Below are 12999 nucleotides of genomic sequence, written 5' to 3'. Positions count from 1 at the left end.
GCGGGCTTGCTCGCGAAGGCGTCAGGTCAGTCAACATAATCGTTGAATGACACACCGCTTTCGCGAGCAAGCCCGCTCCCACAGGGGTTATGCGGTGGCTTGAGTTTTGCGGATGCCCAACCGGCTGATCCACACCGCCGCCAGAATCACACTCCCGCCCAGCAACAACCGTCCCAGTTCCTCATGCTGATTCCAGATCAGCAGATTCAGCAGCAAGCCCACTGGCACATGCAGGTTGTTCATCACCGCCAGCGTGCCGCCGTTGACCATGCACGCGCCCTTGTTCCACCAGTACATCCCCAGCGCCGTCGAGACCAGTCCGAGGAACAGCAACACGCCCCATTGCAGCGGTGCTTCCGGCAGAAAGTTGGCTTTACCAAACAGCAGGAATGCCGGCAATACCACCGCCAACGCGCCGAGATAGAAGAAGCCGAAACGCCGGTAATGCGGCAGATCACTCGGGTGTTTTGCCACCAGATGCTTGTACATCACCTGCCCTGCGGCGTAGGTGAAGTTGGCCAGTTGCAGCAGCAAAAAGCCCATGAAGAAATCCGGGTTGATCCGGTCAAAACGAATCACCGCCGCACCGCCCACCGCTACCAACGCGGCCACCAGCGCCCACGGATTGAAGCGGCGGTTCAGCGCATCTTCGATCAGCGTCACGTGCAGCGGCGTGAGGATGGTGAACAGCAACACCTCCGGCACCGTCAGCACACGGAAGCTCAGGTACAGGCAAACGTAGGTGATGCCGAACTGCAACGCGCCGATCAGCAGCATGCCGCGCATGAACGCCGGTTCCACCGAGCGCCAGCGGGTCAACGGAATGAACACCAGCCCGGCCAGCACCACGCGCACCAGCACTGCAAAGTAGCTGTCGACATGCCCGGCGAGGTATTCGCCGATCAAACTGAAGGAAAACGCCTGGATCAGCGTGACAAAAAGTAGATAGCCCATGGTCGCCTCTGTTTCGAATGGCGGCGACGATAGCGGTTTTTGCGCCAGACCGCGAACCTCAGGCAACACTGAACCCTGTGGGAGCGAGCTTGCTCGCGAAGGCATCGTGTCAGTCGACGAATAGTTGACTGACACACCGCCTTCGCGAGCAAGCTCGCTCCCACAGGGGTTACACGTTGCTCAGATAATCCCAGGCAAAAAAAAGCCCGATCTCGCTAAAGCGTTCAATCGGGCTACAGCACTCAGGAGCAACAAGTGCAAAGGGAGGTTCGATGCGCGTAGAGCCTTGAAGGGGTTGCGCCAGGTCACTTAAACAAGCGGCGATTATCTGGCGATTAACATATCAAGCGACCTGGGACAGTTTGGCGTTGGCCTGATTCAGGCCCTTCTCCTGGAAGTCGCCGCCCAGGTTCATGCCTTCGGCGTGAATGAAGGTCACGTCGTGGATGCCGATGAAACCCATGACCTGACGCAGGTACGGTTCCTGATGGTCGGCGGGGCCGCCGGCGTAGATCCCGCCGCGAGCGGTCAGCACGTAGGCACGTTTGCCGCTGAGCAGGCCTTGCGGGCCGGTTTCGGTGTACTTGAAGGTCACGCCGGCACGCAGCACGTGGTCGAGCCAGGCCTTGAGGGTGCTCGGGATCGCGAAGTTGTACATCGGCGCCGCCATCACCAGTACGTCGGCATCGAGCAGCTCGTCGGTCAATTCGTTGGAGCGCTCCAGCGACGATTGTTCGCTGGCGTTGCGCTGCTCGGCAGGCTTCATCCAGCCGCCCAGCAGGTTGGCGTCCAGGTGCGGAACGGGGTTCACGGCGAGGTCACGCACGGTGATCTGATCGTTGGGATGCGCCGCTTTCCACTGACCAATGAAGGTCTGGGTCAGTTGACGGGAAACCGAATCTTGCTGGCGGGCGCTGCTTTCGATGATCAGAACGCGGGACATGGTGTGTAGTCTCCATCCGAGAATGTTGTAGGTCGATGGAGTGAAGGTTAAACAGGGTCGTATCGATGAAAAAGCGCAAATAATTGCTGCAAAGCATCGAATAATTCGTTTAGATGCACTTACCCCCTGTGGTAGCGAGCTTGCTCGCGAAAGCGGTGTGTCATTCAACAATGATGCCGACTGAAACGGCCAATTCGCGAGCAAGCTCGCTCCCACAAGGGATTGACGGTGTTATTTCGAGTTGCAGCTCAGGTCGATGCGCAGCCTGATGATCTCGCGGGAGAACTTGGCCGTGGCATTCGTATGCTTGCGGGCCGGGATTTCGATGTTTCGCGTACGCGGTGCTTCCGGACCATTGTTGAAAACGACTCTGCAGGTCGCGTCGACATCTCCGTAGTTGGCGACCCGGATGGAGCCGATGTCTTTGTCGGTGTCGAAGGTCTCGTAGTCGATCTTCAAGCCATTGAGGTTCTTCTGCACATCGATCGGGTAAGCAAACGCAGTCAGCGGCAGCAACGCGAGCACCACACAACAGAATTTTTTCATTCGCCAGTCTCCATGAGGGACGGCCAGCTTAGGACAAGAGGAGCTATTGATGAAAGCGCCCCGCGTGACCCTTGATCAATGGCGAACATTGCAGGCCGTGGTCGACCACGGTGGTTTCGCCCAGGCCGCCGAGGTTCTGCACCGTTCGCAATCGTCGGTGAGTTATACCGTCGCCCGCATGCAGGACCAGCTCGGCGTGCCTTTGCTGCGCATCGACGGACGTAAAGCGGTGCTCACCGAAGCCGGCGGCGTACTGCTGCGCCGCTCGCGACAACTGGTGAAACAGGCCAGCCAACTGGAAGACCTCGCCCACCACATGGAGCAAGGTTGGGAAGCCGAAGTGCGGCTGGTGGTCGATGCGGCTTACCCAAGCGCACGCATCGTGCGCGCGCTGACCGCGTTCATGCCGCAGAGCCGCGGCTGCCGCGTGCGTCTGCGCGAGGAGGTGTTGTCGGGGGTCGAGGAGGTCTTGCTCGAAGGCGTGGCCGATCTGGCAATCACCGGCCTGAGCATCCCCGGCTACCTCGGAGCGGAATTGAGCGACGTCGAATTTGTCGCGGTCGCCCACCCTGATCACGCGCTGCATCGGCTCAACCGCGAACTGAGCTTCCAGGACCTGGAAACCCAGATGCAGGTGGTGATTCGCGACTCCGGCCGCCAGCAACCACGCGACGTCGGCTGGCTCGGCGCCGAACAGCGCTGGACCGTCGGCAGCCTCGCCACGGCTGCCACGTTCGTCAGCAGCGGCCTGGGCTTTGCCTGGCTGCCACGGCACATGATCGAACGGGAATTGAAGGAAGGCACGCTCAAGCTGCTACCGTTGGATCAGGGTGGCAGCCGCAACCCGAGCTTCTATCTGTATTCGAACAAGGACAAACCGCTGGGCCCGGCCACACAAATCCTCATCGAACTGTTGCGCACCTTCGACACTTTGCCGCTTGACGCACCGTTCGCCGCCCCCGAGCAAGCCTGACACGGAGTTCACCGATGGCCTATTTCGAACATGAAGGTTGCAACCTGCACTACGAGGAATATGGCCACGGCACCCCGTTGCTACTGGTTCACGGACTGGGTTCGAGCACCCTGGACTGGGAAATGCAGATCCCGGCGCTGTCGGCGCACTACCGGGTGATCGTTCCGGATATACGCGGTCACGGTCGCTCGGACAAACCACGCGAGCGCTACAGCATCGCCGGGTTCAGCGCCGATCTGCTGGCGTTGATCGAACACCTGAAACTCGGCCCGGTGCATTACGTCGGGCTGTCGATGGGCGGGATGATCGGCTTTCAGTTCGGCGTCGATCAGCCGCAAATGCTGAAAAGCCTGACCATCGTCAACAGCGCCCCCGAGGTCAAACTGCGCAGCCGCGACGATTACTGGCAGTGGTTCAAGCGCTGGAGCCTGATGCGCGTGCTGAGTCTGGCGACCATCGGCAAGGCGCTGGGCGGCAAACTTTTTCCCAAGCCTGAACAAGCTGATCTGCGGCAGAAAATGGCCGAACGCTGGGCAAAAAACGACAAACGTGCTTATCTCGCCAGCTTCGATGCGATTGTTGGCTGGGGCGTTCAGGAACGACTTTCCCGGGTGACCTGTCCAACCCTCATCGTGACTGCCGACCGAGACTACACACCGGTAGCACTGAAAGAAACCTATGTAAAACTGCTGCCCGATGCGCGGCTGGTGGTCATCGCCGATTCGCGCCACGCCACCCCGCTCGATCAACCCGAACGCTTCAATCAAACGCTGCTGGATTTTCTCGCCGCAGCCGATACTCAATCTCAGGATCACTGACCCATGCTGAAAAAACTCGCCCTCGCCGCCGGCACCGTGCTGTTTGCTGCCAACCTGATGGCTGCCACTCCGGCCAAAGCACCGCACGTGCTGCTGGACACCACCAACGGCCAGATCGAAATCGAACTGGATCCGGTCAAAGCGCCGATCAGTACCAAAAACTTTCTGGATTACGTCAACAGCGGTTTTTACACCAACACCATTTTCCACCGCGTGATCCCGGGCTTCATGGCTCAGGGCGGCGGTTTCACGCCACAGATGCAGCAGAAAGAAACCAAGGCGCCGATCAAGAACGAAGCCAGCAATGGCCTGCACAACGTTCGCGGCACCTTGTCGATGGCCCGTACCTCCAACCCGGATTCGGCCACCAGCCAGTTCTTCATCAACGTCGCCGACAACGCCTTCCTCGATCCGGGCCGTGACGCCGGTTACGCGGTATTCGCCAAAGTGGTCAAAGGCATGGACGTGGTCGACATCATCGTCAACTCGCAGACCACCACCAAACAGGGCATGCAAAACGTGCCTGTCGACCCTGTGATCATCAAGTCGGCCAAAGTCATCGACTAAGCTGTACAGGGCATTTCGAGCGGCGCTGGCCTGAAGCCACGCCGCTCACACCGATAAAAGGAGAGCCCGGCATCCGGGCGGTTATCTGATGCTCTATCGCCGTTTCGAACAACTGATCGACATATTCCGCGACGCCCCCACGGCCTCCCCGCCGGATCGTGTCTGGCCCTTCTATACCTATTACCTCAAGCAGGTCTGGCCGAGTTTCGCCGCCCTGCTCGTCGTCGGCCTGTTTGCCGCGTTGATCGAAGTGGCGCTGTTCAGCTACCTGAGCCGCATCATCGACCTGGCCCAGGGCACGCCCAACCCGAATTTCTTCAGCGACCACGCCCTCGAACTGACGTGGATGGTGGTGGTCGCCCTGGTGCTGCGGCCGATCTTTTTCGGCCTGCACGACCTGCTGGTGCACCAGACCCTGAGCCCGGGGATGACCAGCATGATCCGCTGGCAGAACCACAGTTACGTGCTCAAGCAGAGCCTGAATTTCTTCCAGAACGACTTCGCCGGGCGTATCGCCCAACGCATCATGCAGACCGGCAACTCGCTGCGCGATTCGGCGGTGCAAGCTGTGGATGCGCTGTGGCATGTGGTGATCTACGCGATCAGTTCGCTGGTGCTGTTCGCCGAAGCCGACTGGCGCCTGATGATTCCGCTGCTGACGTGGATCGTCGCCTACATCGGTGCGCTGTATTACTTCGTGCCACGGGTGAAAGAGCGTTCGGTGGAAGCTTCCGACGCGCGCTCGAAACTGATGGGACGGATCGTTGACGGCTACACCAACATCGCCACCCTCAAGCTGTTCGCCCACACCAATTTCGAACAGCACTACGCCAGGGAAGCCATCGAAGAACAGACGGTCAAGGCGCAGATGGCCGGCCGCGTGGTGACCAGCATGGACGTGGCAATCACCACCATGAACGGCCTGCTGATCGTCGGCACCACCGCGCTGGCGCTGTGGCTGTGGACGCAGTCGCTGATCACCGTCGGCGCGATTGCCCTGGCCACCGGTCTGGTGATCCGCATCGTCAACATGTCCGGCTGGATCATGTGGGTGGTCACCGGCATTTTCGAAAACATCGGCATGGTGCAGGATGGTCTGCAGACCATCTCGCAACCGGTCAGCGTCACCGATCGTGAGCAGGCCAAACCGCTGGCCGTGGCTCGTGGCGAAGTGCGTTTCGAGCACGTGGATTTTCACTACGGGAAGAAGAAAGGCATCATCGGCGACCTCAACCTGACCATTAAACCCGGCGAGAAAATCGGTCTGATCGGGCCATCCGGCGCCGGCAAATCGACCTTGGTCAACCTGCTGCTGCGCCTGTATGACGTAGAGGGCGGACGGATCCTGATCGATGGGCAGAACATCGCTGAAGTCGGCCAGGAAAGCCTGCGCGCACGCATCGGCATGATCACGCAGGACACCTCCCTGCTGCACCGCTCGATCCGCGACAACTTGCTGTATGGCAAGCCTGACGCCACCGACGCCGAGCTCTGGGACGCGGCGCACAAGGCTCGCGCCGACGAGTTCATTCCGCTGCTGTCGGACGCTGAGGGCCGTACCGGTTTCGACGCGCACGTCGGCGAACGCGGGGTGAAACTGTCCGGCGGTCAGCGCCAGCGCATTGCGATTGCCCGGGTGCTGCTCAAGGACGCGCCGATCCTGATCATGGACGAAGCAACCTCGGCACTCGACTCGGAAGTCGAAGCGGCGATCCAGGAAAGCCTGGAAACCCTGATGCAAGGCAAAACCGTGATCGCCATTGCTCACCGTCTCTCGACCATTGCCCGTATGGATCGGCTGGTAGTGCTGGAAAACGGCAAGATCGCCGAGAGCGGTACCCACGCCGAACTGCTGGCGCATCGCGGATTGTATGCGCGGTTGTGGGCGCACCAGACCGGGGGATTTGTCGGGATCGATTGATCATTGAATCAATACAACTCCAATGTGGGAGGGGGCTTGCTCCCGAAAGCGGGGTGTCAGTACCGAACATTTGTCTGACACACCGCATTCGGGAGCAAGCCCCCTCCCACAATATATTGGGAACCGCCACAGCCCTCTAACCACGGGCTCTGGCGGTTTTTTCATGGCTGCTGGAAATCCATCCAAAGCGTGCTGTACTCAGCCAAGGTTCCAGCACGGAACCTGTCGTAAATTTGCAGGGAAGCACAACGCAATACAGTCTCGATAGCATGGGCTATCAAGGACTTTCTCATGTCTCTGTTCAAACGTTCAGTTACTGAGTTGTTGGGTACGTTCTGGCTGGTTCTGGGTGGTTGTGGCAGTGCGGTGCTCGCCGCGTCTTCGCCTCTGGGCATCGGGGTGCTGGGGGTAGCCCTGGCGTTTGGTCTGACGGTGCTGACCATGGCGTTCGCCATTGGCCACATCAGCGGATGTCATCTCAATCCGGCGGTATCGGTCGGGTTGGTGGTCGGCGGACGGTTTCCAGCAAAAGAGCTACCCGCCTACATCATCGCCCAGGTGCTCGGCGGGATACTCGCCGCCGCGCTGCTCTATTACATCGCCAGCGGCAAGGAAGGTTTCGACATCGCAGCAGGTCTGGCGTCCAATGGGTACGGCGAGCACTCGCCCGGCAAATACTCGATGGCGGCAGGCTTTGTCACCGAGCTGGTGATGACCGGGATGTTCGTGATCATCATCCTCGGCGCCACCGACAAACGCGCCCCGGCGGGCCTCGCACCGATTGCCATCGGCCTGGGTCTGACGCTGATTCACCTGATCTCGATTCCGGTCACCAACACCTCGGTCAACCCGGCTCGTAGCACCGGGCCGGCGCTGATGGTCGGCGGCTGGGCGATCGCGCAGTTGTGGATGTTCTGGGTCGCGCCGCTGATTGGCGCTGTGGCAGGCGGGGCGATTTATCGTTGGTTAGGTAAAGAGGATATCTGAAACTACTGGAAATCCCTGTGGGAGGGGGCTTGCTCCCGAAGGCGTCGTGTCAGTCATATTTACCCTACTGACACACCGCATTCGGGAGCAAGCCCCCTCCCACAGTAACAAATCAACCACGCCCGAGAATCGATGTCGGCCCCGTTTAAAGGCAAGCTCAGGCCTGGCGGTATGGCAAGGCTGTTCTGGCTTCCTCGGCGTACGCAAGGACGCCAGCACGTTCCTGTTGCAGGAAGTCTTTGACTGCGGCTTTCAGACCGGGATGACGCAGGTAGTGCCACGAGTGGGTGATCACCGGTTCAAAGCCGCGAATCAGCTTGTGCTCGCCCTGAGCGCCGGCATCAAAGCGCTGATACCCCTGGGCAATCGCATAGTCCATGCCCTGATAGAAACACGTCTCGAAATGCAGCCGGTCAAACTCGGCCAGACAGCCCCAATAGCGTCCATAGAAGCTGTCGCCCCCGACCAGACTGAAGGCCATCGCCACCGGACGTGAACCCTGTTTGGCCAGCACCACCCGAATCGCCTCCGGCATCCGCGCAGCCAGCAGACTGAAAAACTCGCGCGTCAGGTACGGCGCCTGGCGGCGCACGGCGTAGGTGTTGGCATAGCAGGCGTAGACAAAATCCCATTGCGCCTCGTCCAGCTCACGCCCTTCCAGCCATTCGAACTCGAAGCCCTGCCCCGCCACTTGCTCGCGCTCTTTACGCATTTGCTTGCGCTTGCGCGAACTGAGCGCGTCGAGAAAATCCTGGAAGTCCCGGTAACCGCGATTCTGCCAGTGATACTGACAGCCGATACGTTGCAGCCAGCCCGGCTGCTCGGCCATGGCGGCATCGGTGAACGGGTCGGTGAAATTGATGTGCGCGCTGGAAAGCTCTTCGATTTCCAGATAACCCGGCAGGCTCTTGAGCAGTTCGAAACCGTCCTCGACCCGGGCGGCCAGCAAGCGTGGCCCGCTGACCGGGCTGAACGGCACCGCCGTCAGCAGTTTGGGGTAGTAATCGATGCCGGCCCGGGCGCAGGCATCGGCCCAGCCGTGATCGAACACGTACTCGCCGTAGGAATGCCACTTGCGATAACTGGGCAGCGCCGCGATCAGCCGATCGTCTTCGACGTGCAGCAGGTGCTCGGCTTGCCACCCCGTATGCGGGCCAACGCTGCCGCTGTCTTCAAGGGCCGAGAGAAAGGCGTGCCGCAAAAACGGCTGGTTCTCGGGCACCAGTGCATCCCAGGTCGCCGGGGCGAATTCTGACAGGCTTTGCAGGCGTTGCAACGGCATCAACTGACTCTCCACTTCCGGGCTTCAAAGCCCCGCGAGTATCGCTTATCGCTGCCCTTTGCACACGAGCAATCGGACGACAGCGCTCTAGATCAATAGTTCAGGACAACTTTGTATCGTCATCGACATGACATCACTTAGCCACTGCTCTGTCATAAACCATCGCGATACTCGCTCCTGTTTTTAGAGCGCCGGGTTCTACCCGGACACTGTTTTCCGACGTGCGCGTCGGTGTGCCCCGGATGGTTCTGCCATCCCTTTCATCTTCGGAGATTGCTATGCGTCTTGCTTCCACGAAAACTGCGGCGGCCTTGTGCGGTGGCCTGTTGCTGGCCATGAGCGTTCCGGCCAGTGCTGCAGTCGACGCCAAACTGCTCGACATGCTCAAGGCCAACGGTTCCATTTCCCAGGCGCAGTACATCGAACTGCAAACTGAACTGGCCAAGGATCAGAAGGCTCAGCAAATCGCGCAGCAGGCGCAGCAAGAGACCAACGAGCAGATCGCGGCGACCGCGAAGAAAACCAATGAGCTGAGCTCCTTCGACCAGAAACTCGCCTGGGCCGCCAAGACCCAGTTCAAGGGTGACGTGCGTTTCCGTCAGGAGACCGTCAAGAACGATGGCGTGCCGAACAGCAAGGACCAGGACCGTCAGCGCATTCGTGCCCGTCTGGGTGCCTACACCGAAATCAACCCGCAGGTGGACACCGGTATCCGTATTGCCACCGGCAGCAGCGACGACGCCCGCTCCACCAACCAGGACCTGAACAACTACTTCGACAAGAAGCAGATCTGGCTCGACCAGGGTTACGTCGACTACCACCCTGACGCAATCAAGAACCTGCACCTGATCGCCGGTAAAATGAACCAGCCGTGGGTGAGCATGGGCGACATCATCTGGGACAGCGACATCAACCCGGAGGGTCTGGCCGTCACCTACAAGTATCCGTTGAACGGCAGCACCGAGCTGTTCGGTAGCGCCGGCCACTACACCCTCAAGGACAACGTCGACGGCGAAGGCGTGCAGTTCAAGCACGACCTGCGTCTGTACGCTGGCCAGTTGGGCGGTCGCTTCGCACTGACCGACAGCCTGAAACTGACCCTAGGTGGCAGCCTCTATTCCTACGACAATGACAAGGACAGCGCCTGCCCGACCACCGGCACCGTCACTGCGCCATGTGCCTTGGCCGTCAACGGCAACAGCCCGAACGAAACCTTCAAACTGTATGAAGGTTTTGGTCAACTGGACATCGCCAACCTGCCAGTACCGCTGTCGATCTACGGTCAGTACGTCAACAACAAAGACGCCAGCAACGACCAGGACACTGGCTGGCTAGCCGGCGTGAAAACCAAGGTTTATGGCTTCGGGATCGACTACAACTACCGCGACGTACAGCGTAACGCGGTGGTCGGTGCCTTCACCGACTCCGACTTCGCCAACGGCTACACCGGTTCGCGCGGCAGCAAGCTGAAAGTCAGCTACGAGCTGGACAAGAACTTCACCCTGGGTGCCACCTACTTCATGGCCAACTCGGACTACACCAACGCCAGCCTGAAGAAGACCGACTCCGACATCAATACGCTGCAATTGGATGCCGAAGCCAAGTTCTAAAACGCGTCACCCTATAGCCTGACGTGGGCGGGACGATCCCCATCATCCGTTCGTTTCGTCCGCGTCGGGCTATTTCTGCAGGAAGCAAAAAAACCAGTAGGAGCTGCCGGAGGTTGCGATCTTTTGATCTTGTTTTTGAGGATCAAAAGATCGCAGCCTTCGGCAGCTCCTACAGGTGGAATTCTATTTTTCCTTACGGCGTTGCTCGGCCAGGCGTTCGGCCAGCGCATCCACACCCTCTTGCGGCTTCTCCGGCATCGCCTTCAACGTGGCCTGCATCAAACGCATCTGACGAATGAACCGCCGACAGTTGGGGCAGAACATCAGGTGATGGCGCACCAGCAGTTTCTCGCGAAAGCTCAATTGGCCATCGAGATAATCGCTGGAGCGCGCTACTTGTTCCTTGCAGGTCAGCATTCGCCGGTCTCCTCAAAATGCTCCACCGTGGCGAAGACTTTCAGCCGCGCCCGATGCAGCAGCACACGGACATTGGAGAGCGAGATCTCCAGAAGATTACAGATCTCTTCCAGCTCCAGACCCTGACGTTCGCGCAGCAGCAACACGCTGCTTTGCAGTTCCGACAGGCTGAGCAAGGTGTGCTCCAGGCAATCACGCAGTTCGCTTTCGGTGAGCAAGGCTTCCGGGGTGTCCTGATGCCAGGCGAATGGCGCCACCAGCCAATGGCCGTCACCGGGCGAAAAACGGTCGTCATCGATGGTGCCGTGGGGTGACGGCAGATCATCCATCAATACTTCGCGGCGGTTTTGTTTGTAGCGGCTCTTGGCCGAGTTGGCGGTGATGGTCAGCAGCCAGGTTTTGAGACTGGAACGACCCTCGAAGCTGCCGATATGGCGCACCACCGAGAGCCAGGCGTCCTGCACCACTTCTTCGACATGGCGCTGGCCGACAATCGCGTAAGCCACGGCGCGCATCGCGCTCTGGTAGGTGCTGACCAGTTCCTTGAACGCCTTTTGCTCACCGGCGAGCAGGCGTTCGAGCAGTTGAGTGTCGTCCGTTGCGGCCATGCACGCCTCGTTTTCAGATGGTCGAAAGCAAAAGATCGCAGCCTGCGGCAGCTCCTACAGAGATCAGTGTAGGAGCTGCCGCAGGCTGCGATCTTTTCAGGCGCACTCAGCGCTTGCGCAGAATCACGCTGCCGATCGAGTAACCGGCGCCGAACGAGCTCAGCACGGCCAGCGAACCGGCGGCCAGATCGTCCTGATATTTGTGGAAGGCAATCACCGAGCCGGCAGAGCTGGTGTTGGCGTAGGTGTCGAGAATCACCGGCGCCTCTTCTTCGGTGGCTTCACGGCCCAGCAGCTTGCGCACGATCAGGTGGTTCATGCTCAGGTTGGCCTGGTGCAGCCAGAAGCGCTTGACGTCGCCGACGTTGAGCTTGTTCTCTTCCAGGTGCTCACCGATCAGCTCGGCGACCATCGGGCAGACGTCCTTGAACACCTTGCGGCCTTCCTGCACGAATAGCTTGTCGCGGGTACCGATGCCCTCTTCCGCGGCGCGGTTGAGGAAGCCGAAGTTGTTACGGATGTTGTTGGAGAACTTGGTCAGCAGTTTGGTGCTGACCACGTCGAACTGGTACTTGGACGTCGCCAGGTCAGCGCGTTCGATGATCACCGCCGTCGCCGCATCACCGAAGATGAAGTGGCTGTCGCGGTCGCGGAAGTTCAGGTGCCCGGTGCAGACTTCCGGGTTGACCATCAGGATCGCCCGGGCCTGGCCCAGTTGCACGCTGTTGGCGGCGGCCTGAATGCCGAAGGTCGCCGAGGAGCAGGCGACGTTCATGTCGAAACCGAAACCCTGAATGCCCAGTGCTTCCTGGACTTCGATGGCGATCGCAGGGTAGGCGCGTTGCAGATTGGAGCAGGCAACGATCACGCCGTCGATGTCGGCGGCGGTCTTGCCGGCACGTTGCAGCGCCTGTTCAGCGGCGCCGATGGCCATCTGGCACAGCACCGACCATTCGTCGTTGGAACGCTCCGGCAGACGCGGGGCCATGCGCGCAGGATCAAGGATGCCGTCCTTGTCCATGACAAAGCGGCTCTTGATGCCCGAGGCTTTTTCGATGAATGCGGCACTGGATTCGGTCAGCGCCTGGACTTCACCGCTGGCGATGGCGTCGGCGTTGTCGGCGTTGAACTGCGCGACGTAGGTATTGAAAGACTGCACCAGCTCTTCGTTGGAGATGCTGTTGGCCGGGGTGTACAGGCCGGTGCCGCTGATGACGACGTTATGCATGGTCGTTTCTCTAATCTGTTCAGGCAGAAAGCGCTGGCACCGACGTACCAACACACAAAGGGTCTGTTCCCGTCCGGGGACGCTGACCTGGCATCGCTTTATTCCGCCACGTGACCCAGCCGAAGGCTCTGGGTCACGAAACCGG

13 protein-coding genes are annotated in these 12999 nt (G+C 59.9%); 6 read left to right on the top strand and 7 right to left on the bottom strand.

From position 1 onward, the window contains the following. Positions 1–87: 87 nt before the first annotated feature. The 3 genes from M0808_RS05385 to M0808_RS05375 form a co-directional block, all read right to left on the bottom strand. Positions 88–954, bottom strand: coding sequence for a carboxylate/amino acid/amine transporter (locus M0808_RS05385; protein ID WP_225137887.1), 867 nt, complete (start codon positions 952–954; stop codon positions 88–90). Between the two features lie 343 nt (positions 955–1297). Beyond that, positions 1298–1897, bottom strand: a complete 600-nt coding sequence (locus M0808_RS05380; RefSeq protein WP_247840206.1) for an FMN-dependent NADH-azoreductase — start codon at positions 1895–1897, stop codon at positions 1298–1300. 231 nt (positions 1898–2128) lie between these two features. Beyond that, on the bottom strand, positions 2129–2443 hold the full coding sequence (locus M0808_RS05375) for a 3-phosphoglycerate kinase (RefSeq protein WP_247840204.1): 315 nt from the start codon (positions 2441–2443) through the stop codon (positions 2129–2131). A gap of 49 nt (positions 2444–2492) precedes the next feature. On the opposite strand from M0808_RS05375, the gene M0808_RS05370 reads away from it, so the two are divergent. The 5 genes from M0808_RS05370 (at position 2493) to aqpZ (ending at position 7709) form a co-directional block, all read left to right on the top strand. Next, positions 2493–3416, top strand: coding sequence for a LysR family transcriptional regulator (locus M0808_RS05370; protein ID WP_027614550.1), 924 nt, complete (start codon positions 2493–2495; stop codon positions 3414–3416). A 14-nt stretch (positions 3417–3430) separates the two neighbouring features. Next, the gene (locus M0808_RS05365; RefSeq protein ID WP_139055241.1) at positions 3431–4234 is read left to right on the top strand and encodes an alpha/beta hydrolase; all 804 of its coding nucleotides are present in this window, start codon (positions 3431–3433) and stop codon (positions 4232–4234) included. Positions 4235–4237: 3 nt separating this feature from the next. Continuing rightward, positions 4238–4801: a peptidylprolyl isomerase gene (locus tag M0808_RS05360; RefSeq protein ID WP_095138580.1), complete on the top strand. Its 564-nt coding sequence runs from the start codon at positions 4238–4240 to the stop codon at positions 4799–4801. An 88-nt stretch (positions 4802–4889) separates the two neighbouring features. Beyond that, positions 4890–6722 carry an ABC transporter ATP-binding protein gene (locus M0808_RS05355; RefSeq protein WP_247840202.1) on the top strand — a complete coding sequence of 611 codons (1833 nt, stop codon included), beginning with the start codon at positions 4890–4892 and terminating at the stop codon, positions 6720–6722. A gap of 291 nt (positions 6723–7013) precedes the next feature. Beyond that, entirely contained in the window at positions 7014–7709 is a 696-nt protein-coding gene (aqpZ, locus tag M0808_RS05350) for an aquaporin Z (protein WP_098967720.1), read from the top strand. A gap of 157 nt (positions 7710–7866) precedes the next feature. Here aqpZ and M0808_RS05345 read toward each other — a convergent pair whose 3' ends face one another. After that, positions 7867–8991, bottom strand: a complete 1125-nt coding sequence (locus tag M0808_RS05345) for a GNAT family N-acetyltransferase (RefSeq protein WP_247840200.1) — start codon at positions 8989–8991, stop codon at positions 7867–7869. Between the two features lie 278 nt (positions 8992–9269). Here M0808_RS05345 and M0808_RS05340 point away from each other — a divergent pair, with 278 nt between their 5' ends. Beyond that, positions 9270–10601, top strand: coding sequence for a putative porin (locus tag M0808_RS05340; RefSeq protein WP_103484437.1), 1332 nt, complete (start codon positions 9270–9272; stop codon positions 10599–10601). Positions 10602–10784: 183 nt separating this feature from the next. On the opposite strand, the gene M0808_RS05335 is transcribed toward M0808_RS05340, so the two are convergent. The 3 genes from M0808_RS05335 to M0808_RS05325 all read right to left on the bottom strand — a co-directional run bounded on the left by M0808_RS05335 (position 10785) and on the right by M0808_RS05325 (position 12854). Further along, complete coding sequence (locus tag M0808_RS05335) at positions 10785–11018, bottom strand: zf-HC2 domain-containing protein (protein ID WP_098967716.1); 234 nt, start codon at positions 11016–11018, stop codon at positions 10785–10787. Then, positions 11012–11626 carry an RNA polymerase sigma factor gene (locus M0808_RS05330; protein ID WP_003222662.1) on the bottom strand — a complete coding sequence of 205 codons (615 nt, stop codon included), beginning with the start codon at positions 11624–11626 and terminating at the stop codon, positions 11012–11014. Before M0808_RS05330 ends, M0808_RS05335 begins: the two co-directional genes overlap by 7 nt. A 106-nt stretch (positions 11627–11732) precedes the next feature. After that, positions 11733–12854 (bottom strand): beta-ketoacyl-ACP synthase III, encoded by a 1122-nt coding sequence (locus M0808_RS05325; RefSeq protein ID WP_247840198.1) that lies wholly within the window; start codon positions 12852–12854, stop codon positions 11733–11735. Between the last annotated feature and the right edge of the window lie 145 nt (positions 12855–12999).

This window comes from Pseudomonas sp. MWU12-3103b (genome assembly GCF_023100615.1).
In the GTDB taxonomy this organism is placed as follows: Bacteria; Pseudomonadota; Gammaproteobacteria; order Pseudomonadales; family Pseudomonadaceae; genus Aquipseudomonas; species Aquipseudomonas putida_A.
This window is presented reverse-complemented; position numbering and strand designations above follow the sequence as displayed.

Excerpts from the sequence above, each read along its gene's own strand:
- M0808_RS05385 (WP_225137887.1), bottom strand. The coding sequence starts at position 954 with ATGGGCTATCTACTTTTTGTCACGCTGATCCAGGCGTTTTCCTTCAGT.
- M0808_RS05380 (WP_247840206.1), bottom strand. The coding sequence starts at position 1,897 with ATGTCCCGCGTTCTGATCATCGAAAGCAGCGCCCGCCAGCAAGATTCG.
- M0808_RS05375 (WP_247840204.1), bottom strand. The coding sequence starts at position 2,443 with ATGAAAAAATTCTGTTGTGTGGTGCTCGCGTTGCTGCCGCTGACTGCG.
- M0808_RS05370 (WP_027614550.1), top strand. The coding sequence starts at position 2,493 with ATGAAAGCGCCCCGCGTGACCCTTGATCAATGGCGAACATTGCAGGCC.
- M0808_RS05365 (WP_139055241.1), top strand. The coding sequence starts at position 3,431 with ATGGCCTATTTCGAACATGAAGGTTGCAACCTGCACTACGAGGAATAT.
- M0808_RS05360 (WP_095138580.1), top strand. The coding sequence starts at position 4,238 with ATGCTGAAAAAACTCGCCCTCGCCGCCGGCACCGTGCTGTTTGCTGCC.
- M0808_RS05355 (WP_247840202.1), top strand. The coding sequence starts at position 4,890 with ATGCTCTATCGCCGTTTCGAACAACTGATCGACATATTCCGCGACGCC.
- aqpZ (WP_098967720.1), top strand. The coding sequence starts at position 7,014 with ATGTCTCTGTTCAAACGTTCAGTTACTGAGTTGTTGGGTACGTTCTGG.
- M0808_RS05345 (WP_247840200.1), bottom strand. The coding sequence starts at position 8,991 with ATGCCGTTGCAACGCCTGCAAAGCCTGTCAGAATTCGCCCCGGCGACC.
- M0808_RS05340 (WP_103484437.1), top strand. The coding sequence starts at position 9,270 with ATGCGTCTTGCTTCCACGAAAACTGCGGCGGCCTTGTGCGGTGGCCTG.
- M0808_RS05335 (WP_098967716.1), bottom strand. The coding sequence starts at position 11,018 with ATGCTGACCTGCAAGGAACAAGTAGCGCGCTCCAGCGATTATCTCGAT.
- M0808_RS05330 (WP_003222662.1), bottom strand. The coding sequence starts at position 11,626 with ATGGCCGCAACGGACGACACTCAACTGCTCGAACGCCTGCTCGCCGGT.
- M0808_RS05325 (WP_247840198.1), bottom strand. The coding sequence starts at position 12,854 with ATGCATAACGTCGTCATCAGCGGCACCGGCCTGTACACCCCGGCCAAC.